Genomic DNA, 17,706 nt, shown 5'->3' on the forward strand with positions numbered 1-17,706 from the left:
GATCGGTCCTTAACGGCGTCCGCCGGTCTGCTTGAGGAAATTGGCGAACAGCTCGTGGCCCTGCTCGGTGAGGATGGATTCGGGGTGGAACTGTACCCCTTCGACGTTCAGGGTTTTATGACGCAGGCCCATGATTTCGTCGACGGAGCCGTCTGCGTGGGCGGTCCAGGCGGTCACCTCCAGGCAGTCGGGCAGGGTTTCGCGCTTGACCACCAGCGAGTGGTAGCGGGTCACGGTGAGCGGGTTGTTCAGGCCGGCGAACACGCCCAGGTCACGGTGCAGCACCGGGCTGGTCTTGCCGTGCATCACCTGGCGGGCGCGCACCACGTCGCCGCCGAAGGCCTGGCCGATGGACTGGTGGCCCAGGCAGACGCCCAGGATCGGCAGCTTGCCGGCGAAGTGCAGGATGGCCTCGATGGAGACCCCGGCTTCGCTCGGCGTGCACGGGCCCGGGGAGACGACGATGCGCTCGGGGTTCAGGGCTTCGATCTGGGCGATGGTCATTTCGTCATTGCGAATGACCTTGACCTCGGCACCCAGCTCGCCAAGGTACTGCACGACGTTGTAGGTGAAGGAGTCGTAGTTGTCGATCATCAGTAACATCTGCAACGAACCTCTTGAATACTGACTTTTGATTCGAGCCTTCCGCTGCCGCTCATGAATGCGGCCGATCCCGCACGGGGCGGTTGACGGAACAAGTGGGGAAGGCAAACGGGGACGGGCCGGGCGAACCGGCAGGAGAAAAAGTCAGGCGCGCCAACGCCAACGGGCGACGGCCTTGATAACGCGCATCAAGAGTTTGCTGACGATCAACACAGGGTAGGTCTCGTTCATACGTTCCGGGACAGTAACCTACCGGGGCGGCGGGTGCAATATGCCCCTAAACACTGGAAAAACATTGCCATGCTGGGCAAAGACCGGCGATTTGCTATGTTCATGCGGCTTGCCTTAATAAAAACAACGAAAAGGATATTCATGCATGCGCAAGACCCCATTCCTGCACGTCACCCTCGGCATGCTCGCCCTCGCCTGCAGCCAGGCCATCATGGCCGCGCCCTCCCCCTACGCATCACTCATCGTCTTCGGTGACAGCCTCAGCGACGCCGGGCAGTTCCCCGACCTGACCGGCGGCACGCCAGGCATGCGCTTCACCAACCGCGATGCCAATGGCAACTACGCGCCGGTGTCGCCGATGATCCTGGGTGGCAGGCTGGGCTTTTCCGGCACAAGCCTGGGGCCCTCGACGTCGCTGACCAACCAGCTGCAAGGCACCCCGGACGGCAACAATTGGGCCGTGGGCGGCTACACCACGCAGCAGATCCTCGACTCGATCACCGACACCTCGCAAGCCGTCATCCCACCCGGTCGACCCGGCGCCGGCACGGTTCTGCGCGAGCGTGACGGTTACCTGGCCAACGGCCTGCGGGCCGATCCCAATGCCCTGTACTACCTGACCGGTGGCGGCAACGACTTCCTCCAGGGCCTGGTCAACAGCCCCGCCGACGCGGCCGCCGCCGGTGCCCGCCTGGCGGCCAGTGCGCAGGCGCTGCAACAGGGCGGCGCGCGCTACATCATGGTCTGGCTGCTGCCGGACCTGGGGCAGACACCGAACTTCAGCGGCACGCCCCAGCAAGGGCCGCTGTCGCAACTGTCCGGCGTGTTCAACCAGTCGCTGGTCAACCGGCTCGGGCAGATCGACGCCGAGATCATCCCGCTCAATGTCCCAGTACTGCTACGCGAGGCCCTGGCCAGCCCCGCCCAGTTCGGCCTGGCCGCCGACCAGAACCTGGTCGGCACCTGCTACAGCGGCGACGGCTGCGTGGGCAACCCGGTCTACGGGGCGAACGGCACGACGCCGGACCCGACCCGGCTGCTGTTCAACGACTCGGTGCACCCGACCATCGCCGGTCAGCAACTGATTGCCGACTACGCCTATTCGATCCTCGCCGCGCCCTGGGAACTGACCCTGCTGCCGGAAATCGCCCACGCCAGTATCCGCGCCCACCAGGATGAACTGCGCAACCAGTGGCAGACGCCCTGGCAGGCGGTCGGTCAATGGCAGGCGTTCGTCGCCACCGGCGGCCAGGACCTGGACTTCGGCAGCCAGCGCAGCGCCGCCAGCGGCGACGGGCGCGGCTACAACCTGACCCTCGGCGGCAGCTATCGGCTGGATGACGCCTGGCGCGTAGGGCTGGCAGCGGGCGTGTATCGACAAAAGCTTGAGGTGGGCCAACAGGATTCCGACTACAAGCTCGACAGCTACCTTGCCAGTGCCTTCGCCCAGTTCCGCCAGGATCGCTGGTGGGCCGACGCGGCGCTGACCGCCGGGCACCTGGACTATCGCGACCTCAAACGCACCTTCGCCTTGGGGGTGAATGACCGCAGCGAGAAAGGCGATTCCAATGGCGAAGCCTGGGCCGTCACCGGCCGGGTGGGCTACAACCTGGCGGCCGAGAGCAGCCGCTGGCAACTGGCACCGTTCATCAGCGCCGACTATGCGCGGGTCAAGGTCGATGGGTATGACGAGAAAAGCGGCCGCTCCACGGCGCTCGGCTTCGACGATCAGGAGCGCACATCGCGCCGGCTGGGGGCCGGCCTGCTGGGGAGCGTGCAGCTCCTGCCGACGACCAGGCTGTTTGCCGAGGTGGCCCGCGAGCACGAGTTCGAGGACGATCAGCAGGACCTGCGCCTGCACCTGACCAGCCTGCCGGCGAACGACTTCACCCTGACCGGGTATACGCCGCACAGCAATCTGACCCGCGCCAGCCTGGGGCTGAGCCATGAACTGGTGCCGGGGGTGAACCTGCGGGGGAACTATAACTGGCGCAAGAGTGATGAGTTGACCCAGCAAGGGGTGAGCCTGGGGGTCAGCGTCGACTTCTAGCTCTTTGGGGCCGCTCTGCGGCCCATTCGCGGCTAAAGCCGCTCCTACAGGTACTACGCCAATCTGTGGGAGCGGCTTTAGCCGCGAATGGGCTGCAAAGCAGCCCCAATCGATCTACTTGAAGGAGGTCTGCTCGGCCAGCGCCACCGCACGGAACATCGCCCGGCGCTTGTTGATGGTCTCTTCCCACTCCAGCGCCGGCACCGAGTCGGCGACGATGCCGCCACCGGCCTGCACATGCAGTTCGCCGTCCTTGATCACTGCGGTGCGGATGGCGATGGCGGTGTCCATGTTGCCGTTCCAGGCAAAGTAGCCCACCGCGCCACCGTAGACGCCGCGCTTGACCGGCTCCAGCTCGTCGATGATCTCCATGGCGCGGATCTTCGGCGCGCCAGAGAGGGTACCGGCCGGCAGGATCGCCCGCAGCGCGTCCATGGCCGTCAGCCCGTCACGCAGTTGGCCGGTGACGTTGGACACGATATGCATGACGTTCGAGTATCGCTCGATCACCATTTTCTCGGTCAGGCGCACGCTGCCGGTGGCCGACACCCGGCCCACGTCGTTGCGGCCCAGGTCGATGAGCATCAGGTGCTCGGCGATTTCCTTGTCGTCCGACAGCAGGTCGTCTTCCAGCGCCCGGTCGGCTTCTTCGGTGGCCCCGCGTGGGCGGGTACCGGCGATCGGGCGCACGGTGACCAGGTTGTCCTCGACCCGCACCAGCACTTCCGGCGAACTGCCGACCACATGGAAGTCGCCGAAATTGAAGAAGTACATGTACGGCGTCGGGTTGAAGCAGCGCAGCGCCCGGTACAGGTCGATGGGCGCGGCCTTGAAGTCGATGGACATGCGCTGGGACGGCACCACCTGCATGCAGTCACCGGCCAGGATGTATTCCTTGATGCGGCCCACGGCGTTTTCGTAGTCGGCTTGTGTGTAGCTGGAGCGGAATGCCGGCTCGGCGGCCATCGGCCCGCTCAGGTCCAGGCCACGACGCGGAGTGATCGGCTGGCGCAGGGTGTCCAGAAGCCCCTGCAGGCGAGCCTGGCCTTGCTCGAAGGCCTGCGCCTCGGCCGGGTCGACCAGCACGATGGCGTGCATCTTGCCCGCCAGGTTGTCGAACACCACCACGGCATCGGAGACCATCAGCAGGATATCCGGCACCCCAAGCGGATCCGGATTGGGGCTGGCGCCCAGGCGTTTTTCCACGTAACGCACGCAGTCATAGCCAAAATAGCCCACCAGGCCGCCGTTGAAACGCGGCAAGCCGGGAATGTCGGCGACCTTGTAGCGGTCCTTGAACGTCTCGACGAAGGCCAGCGGATCCTCGACGTCGTGGCTTTCCACCTCGACGCCATCCTGCAGGATGCTGACGTGGTAGCCGTGCACACGCAGCACGGTGCGCGACGGCAGGCCGATCATCGAATAGCGGCCCCATTTTTCGCCGCCCTGCACGGACTCGAGCAGGTAGGAGTTGGGCTGGTCGGCCAGCTTCAGGTAGATCGACAGCGGCGTGTCGAAGTCGGCCAGGGTTTCGCAGGCCAGGGGAATACGGTTGTAGCCGGCAGCGGCCAGGCGCAGGAATTCTTCGCGGGTCATGTGTAGCCTCGGGGCAAGCAGCAATGGGGGCGGGCAAATGGATATACCGGCAGGCGCCGGTGGGCAGGAGTCAGGCGCGCCAGCGCCAGCGGGCCAGGGCCTTGATGACTTTCATCCAGAATTTGCCGGTAACCACCACGTTGTTGTCTCTGCTTTGCGGGGCTTGAAGGTCCGCCAACGTTATCCCAGTGTCGGTGACTAAGCAACCGGGCAACAGTAGGCGCAGGTCGTCGATGACCAGGCTGGGTGACTCGTCGCCGATCGGCCGGCCATGGTTGTAGCCGTAGCTCAGGCCAACGCACTTGACGCCGGCGGCCTTGGCGGCCAGCACGTCGCTGCGCGAATCGCCGACGAACAGCGATTGTTCGGCACTGACGCCGGCCATTTTCATGACGAACAACAGCGCCGCCGGGTCGGGTTTCTTCTGTGGCAGGGTGTCACCGCCGATGATCCAGCGGAAATAGCGGCCGATCTTCATCTGGTCGAGCAAGGGGGCGACGAAGCGTTCGGGCTTGTTGGTGATCAGCGCCATCTCCACGCCCTGCTTGCGCAGCCAGCGCAGGGTATCGCGTACACCGGGGTAGACCACGGTGAGTTCATGGTTGTCGGCATAGGCTTCCATGAACAGCGCCAGCGCGCGTTCGGCCAGCTCGTCGTCCACCGCGGTGTGATCGATATCGCCGGCCAGGGCCCGGCGCACCAGCACCTGGGCGCCGTTGCCGACCCAGTGGCGCACGGCCTCCAGGCCTGCGGGCGGTCGCCCGAGTTCGAGCAGCGTGCGGTCGACAGCTGCGGCCAGGTCGGGTACCGAATCGATCAGGGTGCCATCCAGATCGAACATCACCAGCCTGGGCAGTGTCCCCGGGAACAGCTGCTCGAAACCGCTCATGCGCGTGCCAGCGCCATTTCGGCACGCATCTTGTCGATGACTTCCTTGTAGTCCGGGGCGTTGAAGATCGCCGAGCCGGCCACGAAGGTGTCAGCGCCGGCGGCGGTGATCTCGCGGATATTGCCTACGTTGACGCCGCCGTCAATCTCCAGGCGGATGTCACGGCCACTGGCGTCGATCAGCGCGCGGGCTTCGCGCAGCTTGTCGAGGGTGCCGGGGATGAACTTCTGCCCGCCGAAGCCTGGGTTGACGCTCATCAGCAGGACCATGTCGACCTTGTCCATCACGTACTTCAGCGCATCCAGGCCGGTGGCCGGGTTGAACACCAGGCCGGCCTTGCAGCCGCCATCGCGGATCAGTTGCAGCGAGCGGTCGATGTGCTGGGAGGCTTCCGGGTGGAAGGTGATGTAGGTGGCGCCGGCCTCGATGAAGTCGCCGATGATGCGGTCGACCGGGCTGACCATCAGGTGCACGTCGATCGGCGCGGTCACGCCGTACTTGCGCAGGGCGCTGCAGACCATCGGGCCGATGGTCAGGTTGGGCACGTAGTGGTTGTCCATGACATCGAAGTGGACGATGTCGGCCCCGGCGGCCAGGACCTTGTCGACGTCCTCGCCCAGGCGGGCGAAATCGGCGGACAGAATGGAGGGGGCAATAGCGTAGGGCTGCATGGCGCACCTGTTGGGCAGAATCACGGTGGCGCGCATTGTAACTCAGGGAAGCGGATGAGGGCTGATTGGTATCAATTGGCCCCCCTTTCGCGGCACAAGGCCGCTCCTACAGGAGACCGCGACCCCTTGTAGGAGCGGCCTTGCGCCGCGAAAGGAGGGCAAAGCCCTCCCGGCAGTCAGGCCGGCTGCTGGGTCCTCAGCTTCTCGCTGCGCCCACGCAGCCACTCCAGGGTCAGCAGCAGGATCACCGAAAAGGCGATCAGCAAGGTGGCCGCCGCCGCGATGGTCGGGCTCAGGTTCTCGCGAATGCCGCTGAACATCTGCCGTGGCAGGGTCGCCTGCTCGGGCCCGGCGAGGAACAGGGTCACCACCACCTCATCGAACGACGTGGCGAAGGCGAACAGCGCGCCGGAGATCACCCCGGGGGCGATCAGCGGCAAGGTCACCCGACGGAAGGCCAGCAATGGCGAGGCCCCGAGGCTGGCCGCCGCGCGCACCAGGTTGTAGTTGAAGCCCTGCAGCGTGGCCGACACGGTGATGATCACGAACGGCACACCCAGCACCGCGTGCACCAGGATCAACGAGGTGAAGCTGTTGCCCATGCCCAACGGGGCGAAGAACAGGTAGCTGGCCACGCCGATGATCACCACCGGCACCACCATCGGCGAGATCACCAGCGCCATCACCAGCGACTTGCCGGGAAAGTCGCCGCGGGTCAGGCCGATGGCCGCCAGGGTGCCGAACACCATGGCCAGCACCGTGGCCGCCGGGGCGACGATGATGCTGTTCTTCAGGGCGCGCATCCATTCAGCGGAAGCGAAGAAGTCCTGGTACCAGTGCAGCGAGAAACCTTGCAGCGGGTACACCAGGAAGCTCCCGCTGTTGAACGACAGCGGGATGATCACCAGTACCGGCAGTACCAGGAACAGCAGGATCAGGCCGCACAGGATGCGCAGGCTGTAGAACCACACCCGTTCCACGGGCGACATGTAGGGGCTCAGCATGACAACGCTCCTCAGCTCAGGCGCAGGCGGCTGGCGCCGACCAGCCAGCTATAGATCAGGTACAGCAGCACGGTCGCCAGCAGCAACAGCCCGCCCAGGGCGGTGGCCATGCCCCAGTTGATGCTGGTGTTGGTGTAGAAGGCGACGAAGTAGCTGACCATCTGGTCGTTCGGGCTGCCCAGCAGCGCCGGGGTGATGTAGTAGCCGATGGCCAGGATGAACACCAGCAGGCAACCGGCGCCGACACCGGCATAGGTCTGTGGGAAGTACACCCGCCAGAAACTGGCGAACGGATGGCAACCCAGGGAAATCGCCGCGCGCATGTAACTGGGCGAAATACCCTTCATCACGCTGTACAGCGGCAGGATCATGAACGGCAGCAGGATGTGCACCATCGAGATGTACACGCCGGTGCGGTTGAACACCAGCTCCAGCGGTTGGTCGATGATGCCGATGGCCATCAGCGCGCTGTTGATCAGCCCGCCCGACTGCAACAGCACGATCCACGCCGCCACCCGCACCAGGATCGAGGTCCAGAACGGCAGCAGCACCAGGATCATCAGCAGGTTGCTCTGCCGGGTCGGCAAGTTGGCCAGCAGGTACGCCAGCGGGTAGGCCAGCACCAGGCAGATGGCGGTGATCACCACGCCCATCCACAGGGTGCGGGCAAAGATATCCAGGTAGATGGCCTGGTCCGGCGTGGCCTTGGCCAGTTCGCCGAGGTCGTCGATGCGGTGATCGACGGAGGCCAGCAGGTAGAAAGAGGTGACCGTGCTGGTGTTGCGGCGGATCGCCTGCCAGTAGGCCGGGTCACCCCAACGCTCGTCCAGCGCTTGCAGGGCATCCTTATAAGACGCGGGCTCGGCCTTGAACGGCAGCGCACGCGCGGTCTTGGCCAGCAGGCTGCGGTAGCCGGCCAGCTCCATGTTCAGGCGCTTGGAGAGGTCGCCCAGGGTCTGGTTCTTGCGCGACTCGGCCAGGTCCTGGCTGAGGGCCTTGTAGACCTCCTCGCCGGGCAGGCTCTTGCCGTCCCACTGCGCCACCGCCTCGACGGTGCGCGGCAGGCCGGCGACCACCTCGGGGTTGCCGACGCTCTTGTACAGCAGCGCCGCGATCGGCACCAGGAACACCAGCAGGAGGAACAGCGCCAGCGGCGCGATCAACGCCTGGGCCTTCCAGCGGTTGACCCGCTCGGCATGCTTGAGGCGCTGCTTGAGGCTTTTACCCGCGCCTTCGTTGAGGGGCACTGCAATGGCCATGGCGAACTCCGGGAAATCAGGGAAACATCGAGGCCGCTTTACAATGACAGCGGTGACCTCAGGCTTGACGCGCTAACTGTAGGAGCGGCCTCGTGCCGCGAAAGGACCGCGAAGCGGCCCCTGGATCTCAGCCGTGATGCACAAGATGCTGGGGGCTGCTTTGCAGCCCTTTCGCGGCACGAGGCCGCTCCTACAGACATCAGGGATTGTGTCCCTACTACTTCGCCGCCCAGGCGTTGAAGCGTTGCTCCAGCTGTTCGCTGTTGTCGGCCCAGAAGGCCACGTCGATCTGCACCTGGTTGGCGATGTTCTCAGGCGTGGTCGGCATGTCCTTCTTCACCGCATCGGCCAGCAGCGGGACGGCCTTGGAATTGGCCGGGCCGTAGGCGATGTTCTCGGAGTAGGTCTTCTGCTGTTCGGGCTGGACGGTGTAGGCGATGAATTTCTTCGCTTCTTCCACATCCTTGGCGCCTTTCGGGATGGCCCAGGCGTCGAAGTCGTAGATGCCGCCGTTCCACACCACCTTCAGGTTGCTTTCTTTCTGCACCGCGGCGATCCGGCCGTTGTAGGCCGAGCTCATGACCACGTCACCCGAGGCCAGGTACTGCGGTGGCTGGGCACCAGCTTCCCACCACTGGATGCTTGGCTTGAGCTGATCGAGTTTCTTGAAGGCGCGGTCCTGGCCTTCCTTGGTGCCGAGCACCTTGTACACTTCTTTTGGCGCGACGCCGTCGGCCATCAGGGCGAATTCGAGGGTGTACTTGGCGCCCTTGCGCAGGCCGCGCTTGCCCGGGAATTTCTGGGTGTCCCAGAAGTCGGCCCAACTGGTCGGGGCGGTCTTGAGCTTGTCGGCGTTGTAGGCCATCACCGTGGACCACACGAAGAAACCGACGCCGCATGGCTGGATGGCGCCCGGTACGTAGTCAGCCTCATCACCGAACAGGGCCGGGTCGAGTTCCTCGAACATGCCTTCGTCGCATCCACGGGCCAGCTCCGGCGACTCGACTTCCACAAGGTTCCAGGACACGCTCTTGGTGTCGACCATGGCCTTCACCTTGGCCATCTCGCCGTTGTACTCACCGGCGACGATCTTGCCCTTGCCAGCCTTCTCCCATGGCTCGTAGAACGCCTTGGTCTGGGCCGCCTTGTTGGCGCCGCCAAAGGAGATCACGGTCAGGTCGGCCGCCAGGGCCTGCCCGGCGACGAACAGGCCAAGGGCCAGGGCGGTCAGTTTCAACTGCTTGCGCATTATTATTCTCTCCACAGTTCAGGGTTGGTGAAGCAAACCATCAATGGGCTTCGGCAATCGGATCGAGCGCGCGGGCGTGTTCCACCTCCCAGCCCAGCGGTACCACATCGCCCACGGCCAGGGCCGGGTCGAGCTCGGCGATCGGCTGCTTGACGAAGAAATCGGCCTTGCCGCACACCTCCAGGCGCACCCGCACGTGGTCGCCCAGGTAGATGAACTCGGCCACGCGGCCGGAGAAGCGGTTCACGCAGCTTTCGCTGTGGCCGTTCAGGCGCACGCGCTCCGGGCGGATCGACAGGGTCACCGGCTCGCCGGCCTGGCCGACGTTCACCGCCAGCGCCTCGACCCGCTCGCCACGGGCCAGTTGCACCTGGCAGCGCTTGCCGTCACTGGCCAGCAGGGTGCCGTTGAGGCGGTTGTTCTCGCCGATGAAGTTGGCGACGAAGGTGTTGCGCGGCTCTTCGTAGAGGGTGCGCGGGTCGGCGATCTGCTGGATCTCGCCCTGGTGGAACACCGCCACCCGGTCGGACATGGTCAGCGCCTCGCCCTGGTCGTGGGTCACGTAGACCACGGTCACGCCCAGGCGCTGGTGGATATGCTTGATCTCCATCTGCATGTGTTCGCGCAGTTGCTTGTCCAGGGCGCCGAGCGGTTCGTCCATCAGCACCAGCTGCGGCTCGAACACCAGGGCACGGGCCAAGGCCACGCGCTGCTGCTGACCGCCGGACAGCTGTCCGGGGTAGCGCTTGGCGAAGGCGTCGAGCTGGACCATGCCGAGCACGCGCTTGACCCGCTCGCTGATGTCGGTCTTGCTCAGGTTGCGCACGGTCAGCGGGAAGGCCAGGTTCTCGGCCACGGTCATATGCGGGAACAGCGCGTAGTTCTGGAACACCATGCCGATGTCACGCTTGTGCGGCGGCACATTGTTGATCGAGCGTCCGGCCAGCTGGATTTCACCGGCGGTGGGGGTCTCGAAGCCGGCCAGCATCATCAGGCTGGTGGTCTTGCCCGAGCCGGACGGGCCGAGCAGGGTCAGGAACTCGCCCTTGCGGATGTCCAGGTTGAGGTCCTTGACGATCAGCGATTCGCCGTCGTAGCTCTTCTGCACACCTCGGAAGCTGACCAGCGTCTCGTTCGAATTCGCCTCGCTCATGCCCTGCACCTTCTTGTTGGAATGACTGCGTGGGCACAGCGTAGAAGAGGCGCAAGCGCCCGAAAATCGGGGGGACTGAGAGATTGCCATCATCCGCATGGAAGACTTGCTGTAGGGATTGCCCTACAAGGATGGCGCTTTCAGGACAGACACATTCCCTTGTAGGAGCGGCCTTGCGCCGCGAAAGGGCTGCAGAGCAGCCCCGGCAATATAAGCTGAAGCCCAGGGGCTGCTCCTACAAAAAACCGGGCATGTCGCAATCAGACCAGCTTGTGCTCCATCGCGTACTTCACCAGCTCCGCCAGCGAGTTGACCTTGAGCTTCTGCATCAAGCGCGCCTTATGGGTGCTGATGGTCTTGTTCGACAGCGCCAGCTGCTGGGCGATGTCATTGACGTTGGCGCCCTGGGCCAGGCGCTCGAACACCGAGAACTCGCGCTCGGACAGCAGCGTGTGCAACGGCCGGGTTTCGGTCAACCCCACCTCGAAGACCATGCGGTCGGCCAGGCTCGGGTCAATATAGCGCCCGCCGCCGGCAACCCGGCGAATCGCGGTGAGCAGCAGCGCCGGGTCGCTGTCCTTGGTGGCGTAGCCCGCCGCCCCGGCCTTCAGCGCCCGCGCAGCCATCTGCGCTTCATCATGCATCGACAGCATCAGGATCGCCGGCGGGTTGCTCAATGCCAGGATCCGCGGGATGGCCTCCAGGCCATTCACCCCCGGCATGGAGATATCCAGCAGCACCACCTCACAAGGGGTATGGCGCAGGGTCTCCAGTAACTGCTCGCCGTTGCCCGCCTCGCCGGCGACCTGCATGTCCTTGGCCAGGCCAATCAACTGCTTGATGCCCTCACGGACGATGGTGTGGTCTTCCGCCACCAGCACTCGAATCACGATCGTTCTCTCCTACGCCAAAGGAATCGCCACGCTCAGGCTGCTGCCTTCGCCGGGCTCGCTCTCCAGGGTCATGTCGCCGCCCAGCATCAGCACGCGCTCACGCACCCCCACCAGGCCGAACGAAGTCGGCCGGGCCGCATCGACGGCGAACCCCACGCCATCGTCGATGACCGTCATGCGCAACTGCCCGCCTTCCTCGACCAGGGCGATCTGCACGGTGTGCGCCCGGGCATGGCGCATGACGTTGGTCAGCGCCTCCTGGAGGATGCGGAACAGGCCGATGGCCTTGGCATCGCTCAAGGGCGGCAGTTGCTCCGGGACCTCGACCAGGCAGGGGATCTGCGTGCGGGCCTCGAAACGCCGTGCCTGCCACTCGATGGCCGAGGCGATCCCGGCATCCAGAATCGGCGGGCGCAACGCGCTGGCCACGTCACGCACCAGCTGGAACAGTTGGGCGATCAGGCGCTTCATGCTGGCCAGGCGCTCATGCAGCCCGGCGTCCAGCTCGGCATAGGCCAGCTCGCACATCGACACCTCGAGCTTGAGCACCGTGAGCATCTGCCCCAGTTCGTCATGCACCTCGCGGGCGATACGGGCCTTTTCCTCCTCGCGCACGCTCTCCAGGTGCGCCGACAACTCACGCAACTGCTCCTGGGAGGCGGCCAGGGCCAGCTCGGCCTGCTTGCCCTGGGTGATGTCCCAGACCACACCATCCCACACCATGCGCCCATCGGCCAGGCGGCGTGTGGTCGCCTTGATGTCAGCCCAGCGCTGTTCGCCCTGGCGGGTGAGGATACGGCCCTGCCACGACCAGTCCTGGTCGCTGGCCAGGGCCAGGTCCTGGACCCGGTGATAGTCGGCGCGGTCCTGGGGGTGGACCAGGTTGCGCAGCCCCATCTGCGGGTGCTGGATCGCCGCCGGGGTATAGCCGACCAATGCCTCGCTGCCCTCGCTGATATAGGGGAACTCCGGGTCGCCCTCGGCCGGGTCGCGCTCCAGGCGGAACACCAGCCCCGGCACGTTGCCGGCAATGCCCTTGAGCCGCGCCTCGCTTTCGCGCAACGCGGCCAGATCGCGCTGGCGCTCGGTGACATCGGCGAGGAACACCACCAGGTACTCCGCATCGCGAAAACGCAGGAACGACAACGACAACTCGACCGGGAACAGGCTGCCGTCGGCGCGCCGGCACTGGCTTTCAAACTGCTGCTCGCCGCCATCCCCGGTGCGTGCGCGCTTCCACAGTTCCAGCCAGCGATCCATCGTCAGATTCGGTTCGATATCCACCAGCGGCCGCTCCAGCAATGCCCCCTCGACGAAGCCCAGCATGCGTTCGGCGGCATGGTTGGCGTAGCGCACATGGCTGTCCCAGTTGACCCAGAGGATGCCCACCGTGCTCTGGTCGATGGAGAACTGACTCAGGCGCAAGGCCTCCTCGCGCACCTGGCGCTCCACCAGGCTCTCGCGGGCCGCCAGCAAGCCGCGTTCCAAGCCGCGCTGCTGGCGTCGCTGCCAGACCAGGGTGGCCAGGGCACACAACAGCAGCAGGCCGAACAGCAAGGCGAGGTTCTGCCAGAAGCCGGCGGACTCGGAAAAGCGTGGGTACTTGGGCTGCAACCAGCGCTGGTGCATCTGCTCCAGGGTCTTGGCCGGCAGGGCCTGCAAGGCGCGTTCGAGGATATCGGCGAGCACGGGCCAATCGCGCCGTGATCCGACCCGCAGCAACTGCGGCAAACCGATGTCACCCACTACCGCCAGGTCGGCGAACTCGCCTTCGCGGGAAAACCGACTCAGTTGCGCCTCGTCCAGCACGGCGAAGGTGGCCTGCCCACCCAACACCAGCTGCAGCGCCTCCCGCTCGTTGGGCACGCCCTGCAGGTTGAGGTTGCCGTAGTTGCTCCGCAGGTAGTCCGCCAGGGAGCCCGGCATGCGCACCGCCACCCGTTCGTTGGCGGTCAGCTTCTCCAGCTCCACGGCCACCGCGCCGCTGCGCATCCCCACCACCAACTGCGGCACACGCATGTAAGGGTCACTGAACAACCACAGCCGCAGGCTGGTGGGTGTCTGCGTCAGGCCTGGAGCGAAATCGATCTCTCCCGCCTGCAACGCGTGCTCCAGCGCCGCCTGATCCGGGAAGCCGCGCCAGGTCAGGTCCAGCCGCAGTGCCCGGGACAGTGCGTCGATCAGTTCGACGTTGGCCCCGTAGAATTGCTGCAGTCGGCGGTCGAACTGAGCATAGGGCGCCTGCAGTACCAGGCCGACGCGCAGGCCGCGGTGTTCGTCCAGCCACTGCTGCTGGGCCGGTTCCAGCACCACGGGTGGCGGCGCCTCCGGCTTTGCCAGGGCGATCAAGGGTAGACACAACCAGCCGATAACCCACAGGCAACGCACTCGCTTCATCTCTACGCTCGTCTTGGCAATGACGGCCGCCTGGCGTGGCCGTCGCGGGCAAATACCATTAGGCTGCCGGTATGATTCTGGCCTTGGATTGATCGATGTTCACACTTTATCGCACGACGCTGGCAATGTTCTGCCTGGCTTCGCTCCTGCCGCTCGGCGCTCGGGCCGCCGACGCCGAAAAACCGCAGGATGCCGCCGAAACTGCGGCCCCCGCTCCCCGACCAGCGCTGCTTGAACGCAGCCAGGACGACGCCCTGGCCCTTGAGCGCCAGGTGCCCAAGGCCGAGCAACAGACCTTGCAGGCCAATGGCGAGAACTTCCTGGCCCTGTGGAAGCCGGCCAACGACAGCGATCCGCAAGGCGCGGTGATCATTGTTCCCGGTGCCGGCGAAAGTGCTGACTGGCCAACCACCGTCGGCCCGCTGCGCCGTGGCTTCCCCGATGTCGGCTGGAGCACCCTGAGCCTGAGCCTGCCCGATCTGCTTGCAGAACGCCCGCAGGCCCGGGTCGAAGCCAAGCCGGTGGTCGAACCGAAAAAGGAAGAAGGCGAGTCGGCTCCAGCCAAGGACACGCCAGCAGACGCCAATGCCAATGTCGCCCAGGCGACCGCGCCCGAGGCGGACGCAGCCGACAGCACCGACGCGGTCGAGGCCGACCAGCACACCAGTGAGGAGGATGCCGAACGCATCTTCGCCCGCCTCGATGCCGCCGTGGCTTATGCCCAGCAGCAGAAAGCGCGCAGCATCGTGCTGCTGGGTAACGGCAGTGGCGCGTACTGGGCCGCGCGCTACCTCAGCGAGAAGCAGCCGCCCCAGGTGCAGAAACTGGTGATGGTCGCCGCACAGACGCCGGCGCGGGTGGAGCACGACCTGCTGAGCCTGACGCCGATCCTGAAAGTACCAACGGCTGATCTGTACTACACAACCCGCAGCCAGGATCGACTGGCTGCCCAACAACGCCTGCAAGCCAGCAAGCGCGAGAAAAACAGCCAGTACCGGCAGCTGTCGCTGATGGTCGTTCCAGGCAACAAGGCCGCCGAGCAGGAGCAATTGCTGCGCAGGGTACGCGGCTGGCTGAAGCCCAAGGAAGAGTGACGCGTATCGAGGGACAAGCCAACTCCAACAACGTGGGAGCGGGCTTGCCCTGCGATGGCAAACCTAAAGCCCGCGCCGCTTGCGAATCATGGCATAGGCCTGATGCAACTCGCGGGTATGCTCGGTCGCCTCGCGCACCTTGGCCTCACTGGCGCCACTGCCCACCAGCTTGTCCGGGTGATGTCGGCTGAGCAAACGTCGGTAGGCCTGCTTGACCTTGTCCGCCTCGGTATCCGGTTCCACCCCCAGCAGCCTCAACGCTGCGGCATAGGTCATCGCACCGCCCTCGACCGCCGACTTGCGCGGTTCATACTCCAGCGACATGGCCTGCACCTGGTTGCGACTGAGCCCCAACTGCTGCCCCCAGCCCAACAGCAGGTCGCGCTCCTGGCGCCCTGCCTTGCCGTCGGCCCAGACCATGCGCCAACAGGCACGCAGGGTACCCTCGGCAGCGTGAGGCTGCAGCTTGATCCGGCGCAGGTAGTGACCCAGCCGGCCCTTGCCCGACTTGCCGCGGTTGAACGCGGCAATCGCCCGCATCCGCGCAGGCTCGGCCAGGTCCAGCCGCGACATCTCCTGACGCGCCTGCTGGATATGCCCCTCGAGCACCCGGCCGTCGCTCTTGGCCAGGCGTCCGAGCAGGACAAACAGCAGTTCCTCGTCACGCAGCGCCGGGCGCCCACCCAGGCGCTCGCGCACATCCTCCCAACCCTGCAGTCGCAGGCGCCGATCCATGGCCTGTCCCAGCAACGCCCCCAGCAATGCCCCTGGGATGCTGGCCACGGCGAAACCGGCACCGGCACCAATCACTGTGCTCGGCCACCACATGTCAGGCACGCTCGCCGATCAGGCGCTCGACATCGGCCAGGCGCTCGAGGGTGCCGACATCGATCCAGTGGCCACGATAGTGCTCACCGCTCACCCGCCCCTCGACCATGGCCTTGCGCAGTAGCGGGGCCAACTTGAACGCGCCGGCTTGGCAACCCTCGAACAGGGCCGGACTCAGCACCGAGATGCCGCTGAAGGTCAGCGTTCCCGGCGCTTCGTCACCATCGCTCACCTGGCCATCCGCCAGGCGGAAGTCGCCACGGCCGTGATGGCCGGGATTGTCCACCAGCACCAGGTGCGCCAGCCCTTGCAGGGGAGCATTCAGGCCTGTGAAGTCGTAGTCGGTCCAGACATCACCGTTGACCAGCAGGAACGGCGCATCCCCAAGCAGCGGCAACGCCTTGAAGATCCCGCCACCGGTTTCCAGTGGCTCGCCCTCCGGGGAGTAGCGGATGCTCAGTCCGAAACGGCTGCCGTCGCCCAGGTGGTCCTCGATCTGCTGGCCGAGCCAGGCGTGGTTGATGACCACTTCACGGATACCGGCGCGGGCCAGTGCCTCGAGGTGGTATTCGATCAGCGGCTTGCCGGCCGCGGGCACCAGTGGCTTGGGCGTATGCAGGGTCAGCGGGCGCATGCGCTCGCCCTTGCCTGCCGCCAGGATCATCGCCTTCATGAACGCGCCTCGCCCTTGAGCTCGGCAATCAGTTGCCCCAGCTCGGCCAGTTCGGGACGGCGAGCGACCACTTCATCTATATAGGCGAAGAAACGCGGCACGTCGGCGAGATAGCGCGGCTTGCCGTCACGGTGGCAGATGCGGGCAAAGATACCGATGACCTTGAGGTGGCGCTGCACCCCCATAAGGTCGCTGGCACGGTGGAACGCCTCGAACTCAGGCTGCACCGGGACGCCGGTGGCGCGGGCCTTCTCCCAATAACCACGCAGCCAGCCTTCCACGCGCGCCTGCGGCCAGCTAAGGAAGGCGTCCTTGAACAGGCAGGTGATGTCGTAGGTGACCGGGCCGTAGACGGCATCCTGGAAGTCCAGCACGCCTGGGTTGGGGGTGCTCTGCATCAGATTGCGCGGCATGTAGTCGCGGTGCACCAGCACCTTGGGCTGGGCCAGGGCGCTGTCGATCAGCACCTGGCTGACCCGTTGCCAGGTGGCCTGCTGTGCTTCGCTGAAGCCCAGTCCCAGCTCGCGACCCACGTACCACTCGGGGAACAGCTCCACCTCGCGGCGCAGCAGGGCAACGTCATAGCTGGGCAGCGGCGCGTCCATCGGCAGGCGCTGGAACGCCAGCAGCGCATCGATGGCATCGGCGAACAGTGCGTCAGCGTTGTCCGAACCAATGATGTCCAGGTATGTCTGACGGCCCAGATCGCCCAACAACAGGAAACCACGCTCCAGGTCCTGGGCATGAATGACCGGCACGTTCACGCCCGCCGTGGCCAGCAGGTGATCGATATCGACGAACGGACGGCAATTTTCCTGCGGCGGCGGCGCATCCATGATCACGAAGCTGTGGCCAGCGCCCTCCCAGCGGAAATAACGACGGAAACTCGCATCGCTGCTGGCGGCGGTCAGGCTGCCGGGGGGCACTTCGCCCCAGGCGTTGCTAAGGAACAGGCTCTCCAGTTGCCCGGCAAGCCAGGCGGTCAGTTGTTGCAGGCGTACATCGTGATCGGGCATTACAAGGGTTCTCCGACGGCCCTAGCCGTCAAGCGGGTCATGCTTTATTATCCAGCATCTTTTTCAGACCATCGAGAGGCGTGCGGCCCCCACACGCGGG

General features: G+C 65.4%; 15 protein-coding genes. 2 read left to right on the forward strand and 13 right to left on the reverse strand.

Annotated elements, in window-relative coordinates; all coding sequences use genetic code 11:
• Window positions 1-9 precede the first annotated feature (9 nt).
• On the reverse strand, window positions 10-603 hold the full coding sequence (locus NMG10_RS14765; protein ID WP_110734621.1) for an aminodeoxychorismate/anthranilate synthase component II: 594 nt from the start codon (window positions 601-603) through the stop codon (window positions 10-12).
• A 376-nt stretch (window positions 604-979) separates the two neighbouring features.
• Here NMG10_RS14765 and estP point away from each other — a divergent pair, with 376 nt between their 5' ends.
• On the forward strand, window positions 980-2,884 hold the full coding sequence (estP, locus tag NMG10_RS14770; protein ID WP_232855087.1) for an esterase EstP: 1,905 nt from the start codon (window positions 980-982) through the stop codon (window positions 2,882-2,884).
• Window positions 2,885-2,998: 114 nt separating this feature from the next.
• Here estP and trpE read toward each other — a convergent pair whose 3' ends face one another.
• From trpE to NMG10_RS14815, 9 genes are all read right to left on the reverse strand, one after another.
• Window positions 2,999-4,480 (reverse strand): anthranilate synthase component I, encoded by a 1,482-nt coding sequence (trpE, locus tag NMG10_RS14775; RefSeq protein WP_254464605.1) that lies wholly within the window; start codon window positions 4,478-4,480, stop codon window positions 2,999-3,001.
• A 70-nt stretch (window positions 4,481-4,550) separates the two neighbouring features.
• Window positions 4,551-5,369 (reverse strand): phosphoglycolate phosphatase, encoded by an 819-nt coding sequence (locus NMG10_RS14780; protein ID WP_203649947.1) that lies wholly within the window; start codon window positions 5,367-5,369, stop codon window positions 4,551-4,553.
• On the reverse strand, window positions 5,366-6,040 hold the full coding sequence (rpe, locus tag NMG10_RS14785; protein WP_028689018.1) for a ribulose-phosphate 3-epimerase: 675 nt from the start codon (window positions 6,038-6,040) through the stop codon (window positions 5,366-5,368). The genes NMG10_RS14780 and rpe overlap by 4 nt, the downstream gene beginning before the upstream one ends.
• A gap of 176 nt (window positions 6,041-6,216) precedes the next feature.
• Window positions 6,217-7,044 (reverse strand): ABC transporter permease, encoded by an 828-nt coding sequence (locus NMG10_RS14790; RefSeq protein ID WP_028689019.1) that lies wholly within the window; start codon window positions 7,042-7,044, stop codon window positions 6,217-6,219.
• An 11-nt stretch (window positions 7,045-7,055) separates the two neighbouring features.
• A complete protein-coding gene (locus NMG10_RS14795; RefSeq protein WP_186731676.1) occupies window positions 7,056-8,303 on the reverse strand; it encodes an ABC transporter permease in 1,248 nt (415 codons plus the stop codon).
• A 217-nt stretch (window positions 8,304-8,520) separates the two neighbouring features.
• Window positions 8,521-9,552 carry an ABC transporter substrate-binding protein gene (locus tag NMG10_RS14800; protein WP_254464606.1) on the reverse strand — a complete coding sequence of 344 codons (1,032 nt, stop codon included), beginning with the start codon at window positions 9,550-9,552 and terminating at the stop codon, window positions 8,521-8,523.
• Between the two features lie 40 nt (window positions 9,553-9,592).
• Window positions 9,593-10,705: an ABC transporter ATP-binding protein gene (locus tag NMG10_RS14805; RefSeq protein ID WP_203649939.1), complete on the reverse strand. Its 1,113-nt coding sequence runs from the start codon at window positions 10,703-10,705 to the stop codon at window positions 9,593-9,595.
• Between the two features lie 260 nt (window positions 10,706-10,965).
• Entirely contained in the window at window positions 10,966-11,598 is a 633-nt protein-coding gene (locus NMG10_RS14810) for a response regulator transcription factor (RefSeq protein ID WP_203652578.1), read from the reverse strand.
• Window positions 11,599-11,607: 9 nt separating this feature from the next.
• Window positions 11,608-13,995, reverse strand: coding sequence for a transporter substrate-binding domain-containing protein (locus NMG10_RS14815; RefSeq protein WP_203649937.1), 2,388 nt, complete (start codon window positions 13,993-13,995; stop codon window positions 11,608-11,610).
• A 95-nt stretch (window positions 13,996-14,090) separates the two neighbouring features.
• Between NMG10_RS14815 and NMG10_RS14820 the strand changes: the two genes are divergently transcribed.
• A complete protein-coding gene (locus NMG10_RS14820) occupies window positions 14,091-15,089 on the forward strand; it encodes an alpha/beta hydrolase family protein (protein WP_254464607.1) in 999 nt (332 codons plus the stop codon).
• Between the two features lie 63 nt (window positions 15,090-15,152).
• Here NMG10_RS14820 and NMG10_RS14825 read toward each other — a convergent pair whose 3' ends face one another.
• From NMG10_RS14825 to NMG10_RS14835, 3 genes are read right to left on the reverse strand one after another with little or no spacing between them, the layout of a single operon-like run.
• The gene (locus tag NMG10_RS14825) at window positions 15,153-15,917 is read right to left on the reverse strand and encodes a TerB family tellurite resistance protein (RefSeq protein ID WP_203649933.1); all 765 of its coding nucleotides are present in this window, start codon (window positions 15,915-15,917) and stop codon (window positions 15,153-15,155) included.
• A 1-nt stretch (window position 15,918) separates the two neighbouring features.
• A complete protein-coding gene (gene murU, locus NMG10_RS14830; protein ID WP_203649931.1) occupies window positions 15,919-16,590 on the reverse strand; it encodes an N-acetylmuramate alpha-1-phosphate uridylyltransferase MurU in 672 nt (223 codons plus the stop codon).
• A complete protein-coding gene (locus tag NMG10_RS14835; RefSeq protein WP_254464608.1) occupies window positions 16,587-17,606 on the reverse strand; it encodes an aminoglycoside phosphotransferase family protein in 1,020 nt (339 codons plus the stop codon). The genes murU and NMG10_RS14835 overlap by 4 nt, the downstream gene beginning before the upstream one ends.
• Between the last annotated feature and the right edge of the window lie 100 nt (window positions 17,607-17,706).

It is taken from the genome of Pseudomonas sp. DVZ6, from assembly GCF_024259445.1.
In the GTDB taxonomy this organism is placed as follows: Bacteria; Pseudomonadota; Gammaproteobacteria; order Pseudomonadales; family Pseudomonadaceae; genus Aquipseudomonas; species Aquipseudomonas peradeniyensis.

Excerpts from the sequence above, each read along its gene's own strand:
- NMG10_RS14800 (WP_254464606.1), bottom strand. The coding sequence starts at position 9,552 with ATGCGCAAGCAGTTGAAACTGACCGCCCTGGCCCTTGGCCTGTTCGTC.
- NMG10_RS14835 (WP_254464608.1), bottom strand. The coding sequence starts at position 17,606 with ATGCCCGATCACGATGTACGCCTGCAACAACTGACCGCCTGGCTTGCC.
- NMG10_RS14780 (WP_203649947.1), bottom strand. The coding sequence starts at position 5,369 with ATGAGCGGTTTCGAGCAGCTGTTCCCGGGGACACTGCCCAGGCTGGTG.
- NMG10_RS14795 (WP_186731676.1), bottom strand. The coding sequence starts at position 8,303 with ATGGCCATTGCAGTGCCCCTCAACGAAGGCGCGGGTAAAAGCCTCAAG.
- NMG10_RS14815 (WP_203649937.1), bottom strand. The coding sequence starts at position 13,995 with ATGAAGCGAGTGCGTTGCCTGTGGGTTATCGGCTGGTTGTGTCTACCC.
- estP (WP_232855087.1), top strand. The coding sequence starts at position 980 with ATGCGCAAGACCCCATTCCTGCACGTCACCCTCGGCATGCTCGCCCTC.
- NMG10_RS14790 (WP_028689019.1), bottom strand. The coding sequence starts at position 7,044 with ATGCTGAGCCCCTACATGTCGCCCGTGGAACGGGTGTGGTTCTACAGC.
- NMG10_RS14805 (WP_203649939.1), bottom strand. The coding sequence starts at position 10,705 with ATGAGCGAGGCGAATTCGAACGAGACGCTGGTCAGCTTCCGAGGTGTG.
- NMG10_RS14825 (WP_203649933.1), bottom strand. The coding sequence starts at position 15,917 with ATGTGGTGGCCGAGCACAGTGATTGGTGCCGGTGCCGGTTTCGCCGTG.
- murU (WP_203649931.1), bottom strand. The coding sequence starts at position 16,590 with ATGAAGGCGATGATCCTGGCGGCAGGCAAGGGCGAGCGCATGCGCCCG.
- trpE (WP_254464605.1), bottom strand. The coding sequence starts at position 4,480 with ATGACCCGCGAAGAATTCCTGCGCCTGGCCGCTGCCGGCTACAACCGT.
- rpe (WP_028689018.1), bottom strand. The coding sequence starts at position 6,040 with ATGCAGCCCTACGCTATTGCCCCCTCCATTCTGTCCGCCGATTTCGCC.
- NMG10_RS14820 (WP_254464607.1), top strand. The coding sequence starts at position 14,091 with ATGTTCACACTTTATCGCACGACGCTGGCAATGTTCTGCCTGGCTTCG.
- NMG10_RS14765 (WP_110734621.1), bottom strand. The coding sequence starts at position 603 with ATGTTACTGATGATCGACAACTACGACTCCTTCACCTACAACGTCGTG.